The 19,598-nt window shown below is 29.6% G+C and carries 18 protein-coding genes; 4 read left to right on the top strand and 14 right to left on the bottom strand.

All coding sequences use genetic code 11. The features are described 5' to 3' along the window. Window positions 1-2: 2 nt before the first annotated feature. From KK2020170_RS03540 to KK2020170_RS03490, 11 genes are read right to left on the bottom strand one after another with little or no spacing between them, the layout of a single operon-like run. Window positions 3-1,481, bottom strand: a complete 1,479-nt coding sequence (locus KK2020170_RS03540) for an oligosaccharide flippase family protein (RefSeq protein ID WP_221259431.1) — start codon at window positions 1,479-1,481, stop codon at window positions 3-5. After that, window positions 1,481-2,227 carry a head GIN domain-containing protein gene (locus KK2020170_RS03535; protein ID WP_221259430.1) on the bottom strand — a complete coding sequence of 249 codons (747 nt, stop codon included), beginning with the start codon at window positions 2,225-2,227 and terminating at the stop codon, window positions 1,481-1,483. Before KK2020170_RS03535 ends, KK2020170_RS03540 begins: the two co-directional genes overlap by 1 nt. Then, window positions 2,227-3,330 carry an acyloxyacyl hydrolase gene (locus tag KK2020170_RS03530; protein WP_221259429.1) on the bottom strand — a complete coding sequence of 368 codons (1,104 nt, stop codon included), beginning with the start codon at window positions 3,328-3,330 and terminating at the stop codon, window positions 2,227-2,229. Before KK2020170_RS03530 ends, KK2020170_RS03535 begins: the two co-directional genes overlap by 1 nt. Window positions 3,331-3,333: 3 nt before the next feature. Next, window positions 3,334-4,251 carry a dTDP-4-dehydrorhamnose reductase gene (rfbD, locus tag KK2020170_RS03525; RefSeq protein ID WP_221259428.1) on the bottom strand — a complete coding sequence of 306 codons (918 nt, stop codon included), beginning with the start codon at window positions 4,249-4,251 and terminating at the stop codon, window positions 3,334-3,336. Beyond that, window positions 4,245-4,796 (bottom strand): dTDP-4-dehydrorhamnose 3,5-epimerase, encoded by a 552-nt coding sequence (rfbC, locus tag KK2020170_RS03520; RefSeq protein WP_221259427.1) that lies wholly within the window; start codon window positions 4,794-4,796, stop codon window positions 4,245-4,247. The genes rfbD and rfbC overlap by 7 nt, the downstream gene beginning before the upstream one ends. Then, on the bottom strand, window positions 4,796-5,659 hold the full coding sequence (rfbA, locus tag KK2020170_RS03515; RefSeq protein WP_221259426.1) for a glucose-1-phosphate thymidylyltransferase RfbA: 864 nt from the start codon (window positions 5,657-5,659) through the stop codon (window positions 4,796-4,798). The genes rfbC and rfbA overlap by 1 nt, the downstream gene beginning before the upstream one ends. A 57-nt stretch (window positions 5,660-5,716) precedes the next feature. Then, window positions 5,717-6,724 (bottom strand): dTDP-glucose 4,6-dehydratase, encoded by a 1,008-nt coding sequence (gene rfbB / locus KK2020170_RS03510; protein WP_221259425.1) that lies wholly within the window; start codon window positions 6,722-6,724, stop codon window positions 5,717-5,719. After that, window positions 6,725-7,696 (bottom strand): hypothetical protein, encoded by a 972-nt coding sequence (locus KK2020170_RS03505; RefSeq protein ID WP_221259424.1) that lies wholly within the window; start codon window positions 7,694-7,696, stop codon window positions 6,725-6,727. Between the two features lie 7 nt (window positions 7,697-7,703). Further along, the gene (locus tag KK2020170_RS03500) at window positions 7,704-9,398 is read right to left on the bottom strand and encodes a DUF6909 family protein (RefSeq protein ID WP_221259423.1); all 1,695 of its coding nucleotides are present in this window, start codon (window positions 9,396-9,398) and stop codon (window positions 7,704-7,706) included. Window positions 9,399-9,433: 35 nt separating this feature from the next. Beyond that, window positions 9,434-10,921, bottom strand: a complete 1,488-nt coding sequence (locus KK2020170_RS03495) for a GH3 auxin-responsive promoter family protein (RefSeq protein ID WP_221259422.1) — start codon at window positions 10,919-10,921, stop codon at window positions 9,434-9,436. Between the two features lie 3 nt (window positions 10,922-10,924). Then, on the bottom strand, window positions 10,925-11,794 hold the full coding sequence (locus tag KK2020170_RS03490) for a murein hydrolase activator EnvC family protein (protein ID WP_221259421.1): 870 nt from the start codon (window positions 11,792-11,794) through the stop codon (window positions 10,925-10,927). A 128-nt stretch (window positions 11,795-11,922) separates the two neighbouring features. Between KK2020170_RS03490 and tatA the strand changes: the two genes are divergently transcribed. Continuing rightward, window positions 11,923-12,123: a twin-arginine translocase TatA/TatE family subunit gene (gene tatA / locus KK2020170_RS03485; RefSeq protein WP_221259420.1), complete on the top strand. Its 201-nt coding sequence runs from the start codon at window positions 11,923-11,925 to the stop codon at window positions 12,121-12,123. Window positions 12,124-12,173: 50 nt separating this feature from the next. Here tatA and KK2020170_RS03480 read toward each other — a convergent pair whose 3' ends face one another. Next, the gene (locus tag KK2020170_RS03480; protein WP_221259419.1) at window positions 12,174-14,306 is read right to left on the bottom strand and encodes a Tex family protein; all 2,133 of its coding nucleotides are present in this window, start codon (window positions 14,304-14,306) and stop codon (window positions 12,174-12,176) included. Window positions 14,307-14,355: 49 nt separating this feature from the next. Here KK2020170_RS03480 and KK2020170_RS03475 point away from each other — a divergent pair, with 49 nt between their 5' ends. After that, on the top strand, window positions 14,356-14,631 hold the full coding sequence (locus tag KK2020170_RS03475; protein ID WP_221259418.1) for a DUF1294 domain-containing protein: 276 nt from the start codon (window positions 14,356-14,358) through the stop codon (window positions 14,629-14,631). Here the strand turns inward: KK2020170_RS03475 and KK2020170_RS03470 are convergent. Continuing rightward, window positions 14,628-15,536 carry a cation diffusion facilitator family transporter gene (locus KK2020170_RS03470; protein ID WP_221259417.1) on the bottom strand — a complete coding sequence of 303 codons (909 nt, stop codon included), beginning with the start codon at window positions 15,534-15,536 and terminating at the stop codon, window positions 14,628-14,630. The two genes, KK2020170_RS03475 and KK2020170_RS03470, sit on opposite strands and share 4 nt — an antisense overlap. Continuing rightward, window positions 15,537-15,968: a ribose 5-phosphate isomerase B gene (gene rpiB, locus KK2020170_RS03465; RefSeq protein ID WP_221259416.1), complete on the bottom strand. Its 432-nt coding sequence runs from the start codon at window positions 15,966-15,968 to the stop codon at window positions 15,537-15,539. Between the two features lie 56 nt (window positions 15,969-16,024). Here rpiB and KK2020170_RS03460 point away from each other — a divergent pair, with 56 nt between their 5' ends. Next, window positions 16,025-18,517, top strand: coding sequence for a T9SS type A sorting domain-containing protein (locus tag KK2020170_RS03460; RefSeq protein ID WP_221259415.1), 2,493 nt, complete (start codon window positions 16,025-16,027; stop codon window positions 18,515-18,517). A 59-nt stretch (window positions 18,518-18,576) separates the two neighbouring features. Further along, on the top strand, window positions 18,577-19,101 hold the full coding sequence (locus KK2020170_RS03455; protein WP_221259414.1) for a YdeI/OmpD-associated family protein: 525 nt from the start codon (window positions 18,577-18,579) through the stop codon (window positions 19,099-19,101). Window positions 19,102-19,598: the final 497 nt, after the last annotated feature.

Here is a 19,598-nt window from a genome sequence, read left to right as displayed (position 1 = left end):
TTTTAAAATATTTTTTTTATGAGTTTTCTATCTATTCTTAAAAGAATGAAATAAAAAAATGCTAATACAATTATAGTCGTTAGTATTACAAGAACCAACTCTATTTTTGATTTTAGTATCCAATTCATGCAAAAGAACGAAATAATACATAAAAAAATGGCAATTATAAATGAAATTATATTGTTTAAACTAAGTATTTTTTTCTTTTTAATTTTTTTACTAAAATTAAAAATTAAAAAAGCAGAACTTATAACTAATGCAAAGGTAGATGTAAAAACTATAATAAATCCTCCTTCAAAAAGACTTCCTAAAAGATATCCTAAAAAAACATTAAATAGAGTCAAAATTATATGTGTTTTTAAGAGTATTTTTAAATCCCCATCTGCAATAGAAGCAAAATAAGCAGGTGAACTAACGAGGTTAATAAAAACACCTAATGTAAGCAAAGGAACACAATATATAAACTCCGACTTTAATTCTCCTATCCAAAGAAAAGAAATTAAGGGGGTTAATATTACAAGACTACCCATTAAAAGCAGACTTATTAAAAATGTTAATTTTAAATTAGTATTATATAAATTCTTTGCATTATCTATTTTTGAATGGACTGAATGAATTAATACTGGAATCATTACTTGATTTGCATTAACTACAAGCGCTCTTACCTGATAAACTAATTTGTTCGCCATTTCATAATACCCTAAAAAGGTTAATCCTCCAAATTTTCCCAAAAAAGCTTTTGTAATAGGGTCAAAGAATAAAACTAACATTGAAATAAGTTGAAATTTCAAACTAAATCCCATTATTTGCTTAAATATTTCTTTACTCCAATTTGAAAATAATATTAAAAAACTTTTAAATTCAAAAGCAACAAATAAGTATGAAATTAAGAATAAAAAAGTTGATTGTAATAACTGTGAATATGCAACACCTTCTAATCCATACTTATCAGTTAAAAAAATCACTCCTATAAGAAAAACAATAGAAGAAGTGGTCACTAAAAAATTTTTAATATAGTTCTTTTGGATTCCTTCTAAAACAGAAGTAAATACTCCAGATGTTGAAGATATAACTAATGATGATAAAGAAATAGGGACTATTTTTAAAGCTAGTTCATAATATTTAATGTCAACAACATGTTTTAAAAAATATTTACTAAGTGGATAAATTATTAGAGAAATTAAAATAAAAAAAATCGTTAACGAGAAAAAAGAAGTGAAAACTACTTTTTCTATTTTTTTTATTTGATTTTTCGAAAAGTATTCTGCAACAAACTTAACTATACCAGATGTAATTCCAAAGTTCGCTAAATTGGCTACTGATGTACTTGCTAGAATAAGTGACCAAATTCCTAACTGTTCTATTCCAATTTTATCTAATAAGATTCTATATACTATTAAATAAATAATTCCAACCGACCCAACTTGCAAGACTGAAGAAATTACATTAATTGAAATTCTTTTTTTTGAATTTAATTCCATCAGTAATCTAAAATTAGTCTCCCGCTATACAATTCCTGAACATTTATAGTGCCAATTGGTTCATTTTTTAAAATCACATTTCCACTTGAATAAATTACACCCTCAATATTTTTTAATGGATAAAGTATCATATCATTTGAACCTCTGTGTGTTAAAGAAAGAACATTGTTTACACTTAAATTTTCGCCATAAAAACGGCCATCACCCCAAGAAAAAAAAACATTCATATCATTAGTTTCTCCATTTAAATAGTAATTTGCAAACGTATTACTTTCTATATATAAAAAATTACAATCTAAATTTATATAAAAATCTCCAGTACCTGCGCCATCTCCATCATCACCAATTGAATATAGCTTTAATTCAGGAAAATTTAAGATTCCATCACTTTTTATTTCTTGTTCAGTTTTACTATGGATCTCTTGAATATTAGGTGCAGTTACATAAACAGTCGTTACCCCATAATCTCTAGCTATATTACATGTTGAATTGTCTTTTACAACTAGCATATCTCCATTTAATGTAACTTCTATGTTGTCTTTTATGTTGTCTCTTGTTTCAACTTTAACTTCATATAATGGACCTTCTTTAACTACTAATCCAACTCCTGAATACACTTTTACTTTAGTAAAATTATCAACCGGAAAAATTAAGGTAGTAGGACTACCATTTCCTTTTAAACAATCTTCAGAAATACCACAACTTGTGAGTAAAACTAAAAGTAATATGTAAAAATAATTTTTCATTATAATCTTATTCCTAATGTAGCTTCAATTGCTTCTGCTCTTCCTCCATGAGTTTTTAAACCAACTCCGGTAAAATAATTTTTATAAATATAATATTTTAATCCTACACGCTGATAAACATCTATTTCATAGTCAAAAGGCTTATAAATATAATATCCAAATTGTGTTTCAACTGATAGTTTGTTAATAAATAATTCGTGCCCAACAAAAAGTCCAATTCTCTTGTAATCAGTATCTGGATCTGCATAATCAGGATGTTCTTTAGGAAAGGCAATTGAGACAAATTTTATATAATCTCTTAAATATCTCGAAAAGAAAATATCTGTTCCTAATTGTATTGCGCTTTTTCGTCCTATACGTTTATCTGCATATAAGCCAATATGATAAAATTGTCTTTGACCTAAATTGATTACTGGCCCTTCAGAACGTCCGGTTCTGAATGCAATATTATATTTTATTCGCTCTTTATAGGTTTCATTAGCAGGCAAGCTATCATTTTTAAAAATTTCTTCTTCTTCAAAGTTATAGTTCAGACCTAAGTTAAAAGCATAGGTATTAATACCGCTATTTGGTGCTTTAAACCTTCCATTAGAGAAATGTGTTAACATAAAACCAGCTTGGAAACCAACTTTTCCAATTAAATTTTGCTTTTGATATTGCAACAAAAAATAATTGTTATCTAAAAACTTTGTACCAAAAGCGTTATTCTTGTTATTAGTTTCTTTATCATAAGGATTAGATGTAATACCAACACCTTGTGAGATTCGGAACATTAAATGTCTCTTGAAAAAGTAAAAATTATAATGTAACCCTATCGCATGATTTACACCAATAAATTGATTTTTAAAATCTAAATAATGATACGAAATTCCATAATCTGGATAATTATATACTTGTTCCCACTCTTTCTTTCCAGAAGTTTTCCAGTTCAAACTTAGTAAAAAACCATCTGGATGTCCTGTTACCAAATGACCCACATAATCAGCATGCTTTAGAACATTTCCTCTAAATATCTGAGCATCTAAGTAAACTGCATTTTTATCTTTATCCTGTGCAAAGAAGAAATAAAAGTGTAGTAAAAATAATGGAAGAATTCTTTTCATATATTAAATTTTTCCCAAGCAAGTAGTTAGACTTTCTTTCCAGTTTTTGATTTCTATATGAAACTCTTTCTTAATTTTTGACTTATCTAAAACACTGTATTTAGGTCTTTTAGCAGGTGTTGGATAAGCGGAAGTAGGTATTGGCTTTAAATCTATAGAAATACCCTTTTGAGCAAATATTTCAACTGCAAACTCAAACCAAGAACATTGTCCCTCATTACTAAAATTGTAGATCCCGTAATGAGTTTCTTCAATAGACTCATCATTACAATACATAATAATTTTTAATAATGCATTTGCTAAATCAACTGCATAAGTTGGGGTTCCAATTTGGTCACTAACAATTGATAACGAATCTCTTTCAGAAGCTAATCGCAACATGGTTTTCATGAAATTATTTGCAAATTCCGAATATACCCACGAGGTTCTAATAATAACGTGTTTTTGCCAAATATTTTGTATTACCTGTTCACCTTGTAGTTTAGTTAAACCGTAAACGCCACTTGGAAAAGGTACATCAGTTTCTAATAATCCTAATTCACTTTTTAACGGCAAACGAAGTTCTCTATCATAAAAAGCTTTTCCATTTACAAAATAAGCGTCAAAAACAAAATCAGTTGAAATATGCAATAATATCGTATCAAATTCTTTACAAATTATAGCTAAGTTTTCAGCGCCATTTGTATTGATATCGAAAGCTATTTCAGGTTCACTTTCAGCTTTATCAACAGCTGTATAAGCTGCTGTATTTATACAAAAATTAGGCTTAAATTGATAAAAAACTGCTCTACATTGTTCAAGATTTGTAATGTCTAATTCCGATGAATTACAAAACACAAAATCGATTGAAGGATAGTTACCTACAACCGATTGTAAAGCTTGTCCTAGTTGGCCATTGCCGCCAGTGACTAAAACTACCATACTTTCTTAGCGTTTTCTAGTGAAGGCAATACTTTATCTTTTTCTGAAATAATTAATTCGGATTCATGAAAATTCCAGTCGATATTTAATCTAGTGTCATTATAAATAATTCCTCCTTCGCTTTCTTTATTATAGAAATTATCACATTTATAAAAGAAAGTTGCCGTTTCGCTTATTACTAAAAATCCGTGAGCAAATCCTTTTGGAACAAAAAATTGTTTTTGGTTTTCTGCAGATAAAATAATAGATTCATATTGTCCAAATGTTGGCGAGTTTGGTCTTAAATCGACTGCAATATCCAGGACTTCTCCTTGTAAAACTCGAACTAATTTAGCTTGAGCATGTTCGCCGGTTTGATAATGCAATCCTCTTAAAACACCTTTTGAAGAAAAAGATTGGTTGTCTTGAACAAAATGAATTTCTTGACCAATTCCTTTACTGAAAGTTATCTCATTGAAACTTTCCATGAAATAACCACGTTTGTCTCCAATAACATTTGGTTCCAAAATAAAACAGCCTTTTAATTTAGTTTCTGTAAACTTCATTATTCTTTAATCAAACTCATCAAATGTGTTCCGTAACCGCTTTTCAACAACGGTTCTGCTAGTTTCTGTAATTGTTGTGCATCAATGAAACCCATTTTATAAGCAGCTTCTTCAATAGCACCTATTTTTAATCCCTGTCTTTCTTCAATTACTTGAACAAATTGTCCAGCTTGCATTAAAGATTGAAATGTTCCCGTATCTAACCATGCAGTTCCTCTATCTAAAATAGAAACTTGTAATTTTCCTTGTTCTAGATACGCTTTATTTATGTCAGTAATTTCTAATTCGCCTCGGGGACTTGGTTTAATATTTGCAGCAATTTCTAAAACCGAATTATCGTAAAAATAAATTCCCGGTACTGCAAAATTTGATTTTGGTTGTATTGGCTTTTCTTCTATTGATAATACTTTTCCATTTTTATCAAAATCAACTACTCCATAACGCTCAGGATCATGAACGTGATAGGCATAAACAATTCCACCATCTGGATTATTATTCGATTGTAACAACTCAGCTAAACCGGTTCCATAAAAAATATTATCTCCTAAAATAAGGGCTACCTTATCCTTTCCTACGAATTTATTTCCGATGATAAAAGCTTCTGCCAAACCATTAGGATGTTCCTGCACTGCATATTCAAATCGACAGCCTAATTTAGAACCATCGCCTAACAATTTTTCAAATAAAGGTAAATCTTGAGGTGTTGAAATAATTAATATTTCACGAATTCCAGCCCACATCAAAGTTGATAATGGATAATAAATCATAGGTTTATCATAAATAGGCATCAACTGTTTACTTACAGCCATTGTTAACGGATGTAAACGTGTTCCTGAACCTCCTGCTAATATTATTCCTTTCATTTTTTTAAAGTCAAAAGTTCAAAGTCAAAAGTTTGATTTAACAAATAGTACTTTACTTTAGAACTTATTTATATACCATTCAATCGTTTTTACAATTCCTGTTTCAAAGTTTTCGTCAGCTTTCCAGCCCAATTCATTTTCAATTTTAGTAGCATCAATAGCATATCGCAAATCGTGTCCTGGACGATCTTTAACAAAGGTTATTTGGTCTTTATAGCTACCCGTTTGTTTGGGTTTTATTTCGTCTAAAATAGCACAAACTTTATCTACAATATATAGATTATTTCTTTCGTTTCTTCCGCCAATATTATAAGTTTCGCCCGATTTTCCAGTTTTGAAAGCTAATTCAATTCCTTTGCAATGATCTAGAACATATAACCAATCACGAACGTTTTTACCATCACCGTAAATTGGAATGTTTTCACCTGTTAAAGCTTTTCTGATAATTGTTGGAATCAACTTTTCATTATGCTGTTTTGGTCCGTAATTGTTAGAACAGTTTGTGGTAACAACATTCATTCCATAGGTATGAAAATAACTACGAACAATCATGTCGGAACCAGCTTTTGATGCAGAATAAGGACTATTTGGAGCATAAGGTGTTGTCTCTTCAAACAAACCTGTTTCGCCTAATGTCCCGTAAACCTCATCCGTTGAAACATGATGAAAACGAGCGTTTTGAAATTCCGATTTATAATCATTAGGCCCGTTCATCCATAATTTTCGAGCGGCCTCTAATAAATTGAATGTGCCTAAAACATTAGTTTTGATAAATGCTTCTGGTCCTGAAATAGAATTATCTACATGGCTTTCAGCGGCAAAGTGAATCACGTCATGAAACTGGTATTGATCAAATAAAGCTCTAATAAAATCACCATCAACAATATCTCCTTTTACAAAAGTATAACGTAAATGACTTTCAACTTCTTTAACGTTTTCTAAATTTCCAGCATAAGTTAAAGCGTCTAGATTAACTAAATGATAATTCTCATTTTTTTCAATAAAGTAAGGTACAAAGTTAGATCCTATAAAGCCGGCCCCACCTGTTACTAAAATATTTTTCATTTAAGCTAAATTTCTTTTGGCTATTTGCTTTTTATAAAAGCTATTAAAAAATTTAATTACGATAAAAATTAATATAAGTACTATTGGTAAAATAAATTTTCTTTTCCCGTTTAAACCTTTTGAATTTAAACTATTGATAGTTGTACTTATTTCTTTAATTATTTTATCATTATTTATTAAGTTTAATCTTAAAGTTCCTTGTTCTGCAATTAAACCATTTTTAGTGTTAATAATTTCATTTAACTGATTATTATCACTTATATAAACCATTTTATCTATTCTGGAAGCACTGACCACAGATTTAGAAAAACCTTCAACTAACTTATCAATTTGTTTAATAATACTGTCGTTAGCTCTCATCTTAATATTTTCATTTTCTAAATATTGTTTTTGAATAGTTTTGAAATGGTCTGAATCATTTAAATAATTAAGCAGAGGCTGAATTGTTTTACTAAGGTCTGTTTTTTCAGAGGTAGAAAATTTAATCAAATGGAAAGGATAATTCTTACTAGTAATTTCACTTTCCATAATTTTTTCTAAGTCACCATCTTCAGCCATTAATTTAATCAACTCAAAACCAGAACCATTTTGATTAACAAATTTAAAGATATCATTAATTGGCTCAATTTCAATTTTACCCAAATCTTTAACATTTTTAAAACCTATATTTGAAAAGAAAACAGTATCATTCTCCTTTTTTTTAGCTTCTAATAATGCAACTTTTGAGTACAAATAATCTATACTGCCAAAATTAGGGATTACAATAATTTCATTCGTATAGGATTTAGAAGTTTTATCAAAATAATAACCTAATCCAGCACCAACCACAAATAAAATTGATAAGATTATGATATTATTTTTAACAAAAAGAATAGCATCAAAAAGACTATCAACGATGCTTTGAAAAAAACTTCCAATCTTTTTAAAAACTTGACCTAAATCTATTTCTTGGTCTTGAGAATTTGTACTCATTTTGAGATTAATTTATATTAAAAATTTGCTCTAGAATTTTAATTGTAATTAAGTATGTTGGCTTTACACCAGTTGTTCCTAATCCACCTGAAGCTAATGTACTTCCTGTTTCTAATGGATTATCCGAAGCATAATATGCGTATCGAACTTTAACATCTGGATTTATACTTTTTCTAATTTTTGCAGCCGATTGAATTGCTTTTTGATAATACGCACCTTCCATTTCTAATCCAATTGCTTGCCAAGTAGATTCGTGGAAAAACTTCAACAAATCTTTATTTTGAAGTGATGTTCCCAAAACCGTAACCATTGGCCCAGCAAAAACTGGAATTCCATTTCCATCAAACATTTCTTTTGTTAGTTCATTCTCAAATGGATAATTATCAGCTGTTCCTTCATTTACATGTGCACATGGAATCATGATATCCCCTTTACCTCCTTCTAGAATACCAGCTTTACCCATAATTGAAACCGAATCAACATCTAAAAAGATTTTATTTTTCTTTTCTAATTTATACGGTTTCAATAATTCATCAATCGTTTCAAAAGCTTGCTCACCAAAAGCATAATCCATTACAATTATTACCGGTTCGTTTCCTTTTTGAACTTTTGCTTTAGCAAAAACCGTTTTCTTTAAATCTATCTTAGCTGTATCAAAAACTTGAACATCAATATTTGTTCCTGATTGATCAGGTAAAGATATCATTCCTTGTTTAAACGCATATTCTTCAACTTTCTTGCGTAAAGTATCATTTCCCGATTTACTTAAATCTTCAAATAATTGAAATTCAGAACTTTCCTTGTATTTCTTACCTAAAACCGGTTCAGCAAATAATGAGTTCATCACACTATGCATATTAGCACTAATAACATGTAATGGTCTTTCAATTAAGCCATTTTCTAAAAGAACTTTCTTGATATTATTTGCCCAGATTTCTCCATAAATGTGATGTCCTAAACGTTCTCTCAAAATTGGACTGAATGTTATTGTACGTTTGTTGTTATCAACCACTTCTTCAATAGCTAATTTCCCTAACCAATAAATAACATGTAAAAAACGATCTGGTGCTTCAGTTGTAGCAAATTTGTCATAAATATCTTGTACTTCTGCAAACGTTCTTCCTAAAACATTTGAAGCATGAGAAATAGCTTTTTCCCTATCGATTAAAGCTAGTTTTTTCGTTTGGTTAACAACACCTTCTAATTTTTCCCAATCACGAGAAACTTTACCTTCATCATCAATTAATACTCTGTCTTTAATTTTGTGTGATTCGATAAAAATAAAGGTTAAGTGTGTTAAAATATCGTAGATGTCTGAACGTCCACGAGTGATTTCAACATTCATTTGTTCGTCATCAATACGATAACAGTTTCTTCTTCTTTTGGGTGGAACAATTGCTTTAAAATGTGAATTTGCATAACCTTCATCTGAAGTTAAGTTAATGTAACGACATTCTTCAATACCGATTGGCAGACGCTCAATCACATACAATAAACCGTTTAGTTCTACTTTTTCTTCTGCAATAGAACCATAAATTTCTGGTCGAAGCTCTAATAAAGCTTCACGTAAGGTTTCCCCTGAAACACCCATTGGTTTATAAAAACCTCTGTTAAATAAATGTCTCATGGTTACATACAGTCGCTCAATAGCTGCTGAGGACTCTTGCGCTCTTGAGCGCGAAATGTTTTTAAATTCTTTCATTTAATATTTTTTTCTAACCTGCAAAGGTAATGTTTTTATTCTATCCTTAGCAAATCAGCAATTTTTCGTTCATTACTAAGACGAGGCAACTTATTTTGTCCGCCTAATTTTCCTATCGATTTCATGTACTCTTGAAAACCATTTGTTTTTACTTTAGAAATAACAAGTTTTCGTAATACATTACCTGAAATTAAATCATCATAATAGACATTTTGTTTACGCATTGCGTTATCAATCTTTAACGCAAACTCATCTAAATTTGAAGGTTCGTTCTCAAATTCTATAAACCATTCGTGATAAGGCAAACCGCTTTCTGGATTGATTTGTGGAGCAACTGTAAATTCATTTACCCGAACATTTGTTCCTTCCATAGCTTCTTGTAAAGCCGCTTCCACTTCTTTTCCAATAACATGTTCGCCAAAAGCAGAAATATAATGTTTGATTCTTCCGGAAACGATAACCCTATACGGTTTTAAACTAGTAAATTGTATGGTATCGCCTATGTTATACGCCCAAAGTCCAGCATTTGTAGAAATAATTAAAACGTAATTGATTCCTAATTCCACTTCGCCAATGGTATAACGCTTTGGGTTTTCATTGAAAAACTCATCTGCTTTTACAAACTCATAGAAAATTCCCGAATTCAAAAGCAATAACATTCCTTTTTCTTTTTGAGAATCTTGATAAGCAAAAAATCCTTCAGATGCAGGAAACAATTCTATTGCATCTACTTTACGTCCAATTAAATTTTCAAATTTAGCGCGATATGGTTCGTAATTAACTCCGCCATAAATAAACAAATTGAAGTTTTTGAAAATTTCTCCAACAGGTTGATTTGCTTTGGCTTTCAGTTTTTCAAAATACATTTGTACCCAAGAAGGAATTCCCGAAATAACCGCCATATCTTCTTGTATTGTTTCCTCTACAATCGCATCAACTTTGGTTTCCCAATCTTCAATACAATTAGTTTCCCAACTTGGCATTCTATTTTTCTGTAAATAAGCCGGCACATAATGGGCAACAATTCCTGAAAGTCGACCTAATTTAACGCCATTTTTTTCTTCAAGAATAGGACTTCCTTGTAAAAAAATCATTTTCCCATCAACAAAATCGGCTTTTCCAGTTTCGTGAATGTAGCTCAAAATAGCATTTCGAGCCGCTTGAATATGAAAAGGCATCGATGCTGCCGTTAGTGGAATATATTTCGCTCCAGAAGTTGTTCCCGAAGTTTTTGCAAAATAAAGTGGTTTTCCCGGCCAAAGGATATTTTCTTTCCCTTTTACAACTTCATCTACATACGAACGCAATTGTTCATAATCTCGAATAGGTACATTTTTTTGATATTCTTCGAAAGAATTAATTTTATCGAAATTGTGATCTTTTCCGAATTGCGTTTCTTTTGCTTTTTGAATTAATTCGTTAAAAACTTTTTGTTGGGTTTCAATTGGATTTTGAGCCCATTTTTGAGTTTTATTGTAAATATGTTTTGCAAATAATTTTGCTGCAAAAGCTTTTATAGACATAGATTATTCAAAATTGATGAATTGTGTTGGGTCAATGGGATAACCATCTTTCCAAAGTTCAAAATGTAAGGTTATACTTGATTCTGGATTAACCGAATTCCCTGCTAAACCTACAACTTCTCCTGATTTAACTACATCGCCTTGTTTTTTAGTTAAAGTTCCAACGTTTTTATAAACCGATAGAATGGCGTCTTGATGTCGGATAATCACAACATAGCCTGATGAAGGAGTCCATTCGGCAAAAACAATTGTTCCTGTTGCTACTGATTTAATAGGTGTATTATTTGCTAAAGCAATGGTTACCGCTAAATGTTTGTTCTTAGCATTATATTCTTCAATAATTTTTCCTTCAGCTGGTGGAAATAATACAAAACTTACTTTCGGTTTAGAAGTTTCAAAGACGTTGTATTTATCTTCCTGTTTTACTTTATTTAGCAACTCATTTTCTGCTTGTGTTGCCAATAATTCTTGTTCGTTAATATTTTGTTTTTCAGCTGCAATAATCGAATCTTTATTAAACTTTGCATATTCAATATCGCCAGTTAAAACTTTTTTAATCGAAGTGATGTAGGCTTTATTTTCATTTACAATTGTTTCTAACGAATCGGATTGAATGGCTAAATTCATAGCATCTTGTTTCAACTTTGTTGAAGCATAACCCGGAATATATTGACGTAAAGGTGTAAAAGCGATAATATATGTGGTAATTCCAATTAAAAAAATAGCAGAAAGTGTAACCACAATAAACACATTCATTAGGTTTAATTTTAACGAAAAGGTTTCTTCGAAAGTATCTTCGTTTAAAACTATTAAACGTCTTTTATTGAGTAGCTTTTGAAGTAAAAGTTTTCTTTTTCGCTTTTTTCTAGCCATTTCTATTGTTTTGGGTCTTACAAATATAGTAATTACGCTTTTCTATTTGGAACGGAATTAATAATAATTCGTTAAAAAATAACACTTTGGTAAAATCTTTATATCTTTGTGCTATTAATTATTGAAACATGAATGCATTAGCAATATTTTTAGGTATGATTGGTGCTCCACAAGTAATTTTAATTGTGGTCATTGTCCTTTTATTATTTGGTGGTAAAAAAATTCCTGAATTAATGAAAGGTTTAGGTGGAGGCGTTAAAGAATTTAAAAACGCCATGAAGGATGAAGAAACTAAAGATTCTAAAAAAGAAGACGATACAAAGGAATAATTTAAATTATTTCTAATAAAAAAATCCCGAATTAATTCGGGATTTTTTTATTATATAATCATTGATAGTTGAATGCGTTTTCTGGCTTCGTCAACCTCAACCACTTTTACTTGAACATGTTGGTGTAATTTCACCACTTCATTCACATCGGAAACAAAGCCTTCTTTTAATTGCGAAATGTGAACCAATCCGCTTTCTTTAATTCCGATATCGACAAAACAACCAAAAGCCGTAATATTGTTCACAATTCCAGGTAAAATCATTCCAGGTTTTAGATTCGTAATTGAACGTACATTGGGATCGAATTCAAAAACTTTAGCGGCTTTCCTTGGATCTAATCCTGGTTTTTCTAATTCTTTAATAATATCTTGAATACCTAAAATACCCACATTTTCTGTAATGTATTTTTCCGCCTGAATTTTATTGATTTGTTCTTTGTTACCTATGAGTTCAGAAACCTGAATTCCTAAATCTTTCGCCATTTTTTCAACCATTTTATAGGATTCAGGATGTACAGCAGAATTATCTAACGGATTTTTTCCGTCTTTTATTCGGATAAAAGCTGCCGCTTGTTGGAATGCTTTATCACCTAAACGAGGCACTTTTTTCAATTGGCTTCTATCTTCAAACGGACCATTTTCAGAACGAAAAGTCACAATGTTTTCAGCCATTTTTTCACCAATTCCCGAAACATAACTCAACAACGATTTACTGGCCGTATTCAAATTAATTCCTACCTTATTCACACAGCTTATTACCGTTGAATCGAGTTCTTCTTTTAATTTGGTTTGGTCCACATCGTGTTGGTATTGTCCTACTCCAATTGACTTAGGTTCAATTTTCACCAATTCTGCTAAAGGATCGCTTAATCGTCTACCTATTGAAACTGCTCCACGAACCGTAACATCATAACTTGGAAATTCTTCTCTTGCAATTTTACTTGCCGAATACACAGATGCACCCGCTTCGGAAACTACAAAAACTTGAACTGGCTTATCGAACGCAATCTTTTTTATGAAAAATTCCGTTTCGCGACTAGCTGTTCCATTTCCTATAGAAATAGCTTCAATATTATAGGCATTTACCATAGAACGAATTTTTTTCATTGCCATTGCTGTATCATTTTGAGGCGCATGAGGGTAAATATTTTCGTTATACAATAAATCTCCTTTTTCATCCAAACAAACTACTTTACAACCAGTCTTAAACCCTGGGTCGATTGCTAGAATTCGCTTTTCACCTAATGGTGGTGCTAATAATAATTGGCGTAAATTCTCAGAAAAAATGTCAATCGCTTTAATGTCTGCTTTTTCTTTTGCTTCTTGTAAAACTTCGTTTGAAATCGCTGGTTCTAACAAACGTTTGTAACTGTCATCAATTGCTTTTTCGATATGAGCCGCACTTTCTCCTTCGTTTTTTATAATTGTTTTATCAATAAAACGAAGTGTTTCTTCTTTATCCTCATCAGAAAGTGAAATTTTAAACTTTACAAAACCTTCGGCTTCGGCACGTAACATGGCTAATAATCGGTGTGAAGGCACTTTCATTAAACTTTCACTCCAATCGAAATATTGCTTGAATTTTTGTGCTTCTTCTTCGTCTTTTTTGGCTTTTACCACTTTAGTTTCAACCAAAGCTTTTCGTTGAAACGTGCGACGCATATTTTTACGAATAAAGATGTTTTCATTCATCCATTCGGCAATAATATCTCGTGCGCCTTGTAAGGCTTCGTCTTCATTTGCAACTTTATCATTTATATATTTTGAAGCTAAATACTCTAAATCGTCATTTTTTTGACTCATAATGATTTTTGCCAACGGTTCTAAACCGTTTTCACGAGCGGTATCGGCTTTCGTTTTGCGCTTCTTTTTATAAGGCAAATACAAATCTTCCAATTCTTGTAAATCGAAACTCGCTTCAATTTTAGCTTTTAAATCATTTGTTAACGCGTTTTGCTCTTCAATAGATTTCAGAATTGAATCTTTTCTTTTTACAATTTCATCGAATTGTTTACTCAGCTTTGCAATTGCTTCAATTTGAACTTCATCTAAATTTCCGGTTCTATCTTTTCGATAACGTGAAATAAAGGGAATAGTACAATCTTCGGAAAGTAATTGTAATGTATTTTCTATTCCTTTAACGGGAAGTTGGGTCGCGGTTTGTATGAATTGGATGTTTGTCATCAAAATAAAATTATTGGCTAAAATACTATCTTTGGTTAAATTTTAAAATATGTCATCCGTATTGATTTATCTTATTTTTATCAATTGTATCACCTTTTTGATTTTTGGGTTGGATAAATGGTTGGCACAACAGAATAAATGGCGAATTTCGGAACAAAAATTACTTGGATTTTGTTTTGCCGGTGGAATTCTTGGTGGTATTTTAGGAATGCTAGTTTTTCGTCATAAAACACAAAAAACTTCATTTAAATTTGCAATTGGCGCCATTTTAATTTTGCAAATCATTGCGCTTTATTTTAAAGTAATTCCTTTTAATTATTTTTAATCCTGAACAATATAATCTTTAGGATCTTCTTTTTTAAATTCGGGTTGAATGTTGATGTGATTGATTCCAAATTGATGAAAAAGGACTTCTTCCACTTTAAAAAGTAAATCGTTGAATTCGCTCATTTTAATATCTTCCGAACAATCTAAATGTGCTTCTAAGTGTAATTCCTCTTCGTTTAAATGCCAAACGTGAATGTGATGCAATTTATTAACACCTTCAATTTTATGCACTTCACGAACAATAGCTTTAATATCAATATTATCTGGCGTGAACAACATTAACATTTTGGTAGATTTTATAATTAAATCGGAACCAACAACAATTAAATAAATGGCGATTAAAATAGTCATGACGCTATCTACCCAAAACCAACCGTAAAACTTCATTAATAATCCGCCTACTAAAACCGCAACCGAAGCCATCATATCGGTTAGTAAATGCAAATACGCTGATTTCATATTCAAATTATGATCGGCATCTTTTTTTAAGAGAATTACTGATAATCCGTTTACCACAATTCCTAATAACGCCAACCAAATTACTAAAGTAGATTCAATAGGATGCGGATTTATTAATCGTTCTATGGCGCCATAAACCAAAATACAAGCTACAATTATTAAAGTAGCTGCATTTACAAATGCAGCTAATAATTCTGCTCTTTTAAAACCAAATGTTTGATCTAATGAAGCTTTTCTTCTTGATAATTTATGGGCAACTAAACTGAAAACAAGCGATAAAACATCGGAAAAATTATGTAACGCATCTGAAATTAAGGCTAAACTATTAGATATAATTCCGCCAACAATTTGAGCTAAAGTTATTACCACATTCAATACAATGGAATAATAAAGATTTTTTCCTTCTACTTGATGTTTATGTATGTGAACGTGGTCTTGGCCCATTTACTTACAAGCAATTTTTTGAACACGTCTATCGTGACGACCGCCTTCAAATTCTGTTGTTAAAAAAGTATGTACCATTTCAACAGCTTGTTCAATAGAAGTAAAACGTGCTGGAATACTAATCACATTAGCATTGTTATGCTCGCGAGCTAATTGTGCAATTTCTTTAGTCCAACATAATGCCGCTCGAACTCCCTGATGTTTGTTAGCGGTCATTGCAATTCCATTTCCTGAACCACAAATCACAATTCCTAATTCAGTTTTACCGCTTTCAACATCATAAGCTACTGGATGACCAAAATCAGGATAATCTACACTTTCAAAAGTATCAGTTCCGTGGTTAATAACCGTGTGTTCGTTAAGTTCTAAATACTTAACAATTGCTTTTTTGTATTCCGGACCAGCATGGTCGTTACCAATTGAGATAATCATAAGTTTAAGTAGTGTTGTTTTTTAATATATTTGCGTTATAAAATTAAAGCTTTTTTATGAAAAAATTATTATTTGTACTTCTTATTTCTTTAAATACTTTTTCTCAAGATGGTAGTATTGACAACACATTTAACTCCACGGATTTAGGAAATTATTTCGGAGACGGATTAGATAATTACGTTCGTACTGCTTGTAAGCAAAGTGATGGAAAAATAATTGTTGGTGGTGATTATTACACTATAAATCCAAGAAGAATTGGTAGATATAATATTGACGGAACTATTGATGAAACATTTGATGTTGGAACTGGATCTGATGGAACAATAATGTCTTTAGATATTCAAAACGATGGAAAAATACTAGTTGGAGGATTAATCAATAATTTTAATGGTCAAAATCAATGGGGAATTGTAAGATTAAATAGCAATGGTTCAATTGATTCTAGTTTTAATCCAAACTTAAATGGTTATGTTACCAAAATTAAAATACTTAGTGATGGAAAAATATTAATTGGTGGAACTTTCAGCACAGTTAATGGAGTTAGCAGAAATAAATTAGCAAAATTAAATACTGACGGAAGTCTAGATTCTTCATTTGCTATTGGTACAGGTTTTAATAATTCAGTTCTAGCGATAAAAGAACAGTCAGATAATAAAATAATAATTGGTGGAAGTTTTACAACTTTTAATTCATTAACAAAAAATAGAATCTTACGATTAAATAGTGATGGCTCAATTGATAATACCTTTTCTATTGGATCTGGATTTAATTCAACTGTTTGGGATATAGATATTCAAAATAGTGAAATAATAATTGTTGGAAACTTTACTGACTACAATTCATCTATTTCTAATAAAATTGTTCGATTGAATTCAAATGGTATTTTAGATACAAATTTTAACATTGGAACTGGTTTTGATAAAAATTGTTATACAATCAATGTTTTAGAAGACAATAGTATAATAGTTGGAGGAGAGTTTAATTTTTTTAATAGTATTGAAAGAAATTTAATTTTAAAATTAAACAGTAATGGTTCATTAAATACCAATTTTAATTTAGGAAATATTGATGTTGATGGAACAATTGGTATACCTTTTCATATTAAGATTTTACTACCTCTAAATTCAAATGAAATTTTTGTTGGTGGATATTTTGCTCACTTTAATTCAACATATAGGTCTGGGTTAATGAATATAACAGTTGATGGAAATATAACTACGTTCAATAATGGAACAGGTATCAGTGGTAATGCTTATGTATATAAATTATTAAAAACAAATGATAGTAAATACTATGTTTTAGGTCGTTTTGATAAATATAATGGTCAAACAAATAGAAATCTAGCTAAAATAAATTATGATGGTTCAATTGATCTTTCTTATAATTCTGGTTTAGGCACTAATAATCAGATAGTTGATGCTGACTTGCAAAATGATGAAAAGCTAATTATAGTAGGTAATTTTACTAAATACAATGGTGTTACAAAAAATTATATATGTAGAATTAATCAAGACGGAACAATTGATAACACTTTTAATATTGGGTCAGGTTTTAATGATTTTGTAAAAAGAGTAAAAGTATTATCAAATGGGAAAATTTTAGTTTCGGGAAGTTTTACAAATTATAATGGTATTTCTGTTAATAATCTAATTAGATTAAATTCTGATGGAACAATTGATAATTCATTCAATATTGGTTCTGTAAATGGTTACATTACTACTTTTGAAGTTGACTCAAATAACAAAATATTTGTTTTGGGTAATTTTACTAATTTCAATGGTTTTAATACTAATACTTTAGTTAAATTAAATGAAGATGGTACAGTTGACAATTCATTAGTTATTCAATATCTTCCAGATAGTACCGTAACAAAAATTGCTATTCAAAATGATGGAAAAATAATTCTAGGTGGTTATTTTACAAATTTTAATAATTATAATTCAAATAAATTAATTAGAATAAACAGTAACGGAACTGTTGATACTTCATTTAATATTGGTTCAGGATTTTATTTTCCTGGATCTGCTATTATTAATAATATAACTATTCAGCCAGATAATAAAATAATTATAGCTGGAATATTTGAATCTTATAATTCTATTCCTATTAATAACTTTTTAAGACTTGAAAACAATGGATTACTTGATAATTCATTCAATACAGGGTATGAGCTTTTTGATAATAATAATATAAATGCTATATTGTTAGATGGAGTAAAGATATTAATAGGCGGAGGATTTACTAAATATAATGGTGAGGGTAAAAATAGGATAACAAGATTAAACTTTAATAGTTTATTAAATCTTGAAAATTTAAGTTATCAAAAATTGAAAATTAATATGTATCCAAATCCAGTTTCAGAAATATTAAAAATTAGTTTAACAACTGATAAAGAATTAGAAAAAGTAAATATTTATAATCAGTTAGGTCAATTAATAAAAACAGAAAAAAAACAAGAAATCAATATATCGAGTTTAGCAAAAGGTACTTATTTTATAGAAGTAATTACAAATAAAGGAAAAGCTACTAAACAAATTATTGTAAACTAATAAATTAAAAAGTGTAAATTTAAGGTTGGTAATTATACCAACCTTATTTGTTTAATAGTATGAAGTTTAAAGGAATTTTAAAAGCATTTGAAGAAAACAGTTTAGGATACGGTCCGCATTTTGTAATACCAAATGATATTTTTGAAAAAATGCTTGAATTAGCACCTGATAAACGTATAAAATGTACTCTTAATAATGAACTTACAATTTCAAGAGCTATGTCGCCAAAAGGTGATATTAATTATATCTTATTGAATAAAGACATCGTAAAAAAACTAAAAATAGATTTTGGTGATGAAGTTTCTGTAGAATTACAACCAGATCAATCAAAATACGGAATTGATATAACAGAAGAAATGGAAGAGGTTTTATACAGTGATCCAGAAGGACAAGCATTATTTGACAAATTAACTCCTGGTGTACAACGTTCACTTATTTATATTGTAAATAAAATTAAAAGTTCTCAATTACGTATCGAACGTAGTTTTGTAATCTTAGAACACTTAAAAAAGATGAAAGGGAAAGTAGATGGAAAAATTCTTCAAGAAGATTTTAAAGAATATCGAAATAAAATGAAATTTTAGCAACTATTTTATTTAAAATCAACGATTTATTTAAACATTCAACGATAAAATTTTATTATGTTAATTCTTTTTTATAAATCATTGATAATCAGTTAAATTTAAATTAACAACAATTGTTAATAAATTTAGATAGAAAAGAAGAAGTTTTTCAAAATCATAACTAAAATTTTATAAGCAAAAATTAGATTGGATAAATCAAGTAAAATTTTTACTTTTTTATGGTGAAGTTTTAAAACTATATTTCAGTCTTATTAACAGTTTTTAACAAATGAAGTTTTCTACAAAAAAGTATGTAAAGTAGATTTCAACAGTTGTTAATAAGTAAATTCAAAAGATGAAAAATGAGTTTAAAATCAAGTTCTTATATTTAAAATAGGTTGTTAATAGAATTTTATAAAAATGTAAAACTTCAAATTCCAAAACTTCTAAAAAAAGTTATTCTACATATTAACAAGCTATAATCATAACCAAAAAATTAAATTTTTAAAAAATCTTTT

It is taken from the genome of Flavobacterium okayamense (assembly GCF_019702945.1).
Taxonomy (GTDB): domain Bacteria; phylum Bacteroidota; class Bacteroidia; order Flavobacteriales; family Flavobacteriaceae; genus Flavobacterium; species Flavobacterium okayamense.
The sequence above is the reverse complement of the archived record's forward strand: the minus strand, read 5'-3'. Positions and strand labels throughout refer to the sequence as shown.

Bases quoted from the DNA above. Each gene is read 5' to 3' on its own strand.
- KK2020170_RS03470 (WP_221259417.1), bottom strand. From the start codon at position 15,536: ATGGGCCAAGACCACGTTCACATACATAAACATCAAGTAGAAGGAAAA.
- rfbB (WP_221259425.1), bottom strand. From the start codon at position 6,724: ATGAAAAATATTTTAGTAACAGGTGGGGCCGGCTTTATAGGATCTAAC.
- KK2020170_RS03540 (WP_221259431.1), bottom strand. From the start codon at position 1,481: ATGGAATTAAATTCAAAAAAAAGAATTTCAATTAATGTAATTTCTTCA.
- KK2020170_RS03505 (WP_221259424.1), bottom strand. From the start codon at position 7,696: ATGAGTACAAATTCTCAAGACCAAGAAATAGATTTAGGTCAAGTTTTT.
- KK2020170_RS03530 (WP_221259429.1), bottom strand. From the start codon at position 3,330: ATGAAAAGAATTCTTCCATTATTTTTACTACACTTTTATTTCTTCTTT.
- KK2020170_RS03480 (WP_221259419.1), bottom strand. From the start codon at position 14,306: ATGACAAACATCCAATTCATACAAACCGCGACCCAACTTCCCGTTAAA.
- KK2020170_RS03495 (WP_221259422.1), bottom strand. From the start codon at position 10,921: ATGTCTATAAAAGCTTTTGCAGCAAAATTATTTGCAAAACATATTTAC.
- rfbA (WP_221259426.1), bottom strand. From the start codon at position 5,659: ATGAAAGGAATAATATTAGCAGGAGGTTCAGGAACACGTTTACATCCG.
- KK2020170_RS03455 (WP_221259414.1), top strand. From the start codon at position 18,577: ATGAAGTTTAAAGGAATTTTAAAAGCATTTGAAGAAAACAGTTTAGGA.
- KK2020170_RS03490 (WP_221259421.1), bottom strand. From the start codon at position 11,794: ATGGCTAGAAAAAAGCGAAAAAGAAAACTTTTACTTCAAAAGCTACTC.
- rpiB (WP_221259416.1), bottom strand. From the start codon at position 15,968: ATGATTATCTCAATTGGTAACGACCATGCTGGTCCGGAATACAAAAAA.
- KK2020170_RS03460 (WP_221259415.1), top strand. From the start codon at position 16,025: ATGAAAAAATTATTATTTGTACTTCTTATTTCTTTAAATACTTTTTCT.
- KK2020170_RS03475 (WP_221259418.1), top strand. From the start codon at position 14,356: ATGTCATCCGTATTGATTTATCTTATTTTTATCAATTGTATCACCTTT.
- KK2020170_RS03535 (WP_221259430.1), bottom strand. From the start codon at position 2,227: ATGAAAAATTATTTTTACATATTACTTTTAGTTTTACTCACAAGTTGT.
- tatA (WP_221259420.1), top strand. From the start codon at position 11,923: ATGAATGCATTAGCAATATTTTTAGGTATGATTGGTGCTCCACAAGTA.
- rfbC (WP_221259427.1), bottom strand. From the start codon at position 4,796: ATGAAGTTTACAGAAACTAAATTAAAAGGCTGTTTTATTTTGGAACCA.
- KK2020170_RS03500 (WP_221259423.1), bottom strand. From the start codon at position 9,398: ATGAAAGAATTTAAAAACATTTCGCGCTCAAGAGCGCAAGAGTCCTCA.
- rfbD (WP_221259428.1), bottom strand. From the start codon at position 4,251: ATGGTAGTTTTAGTCACTGGCGGCAATGGCCAACTAGGACAAGCTTTA.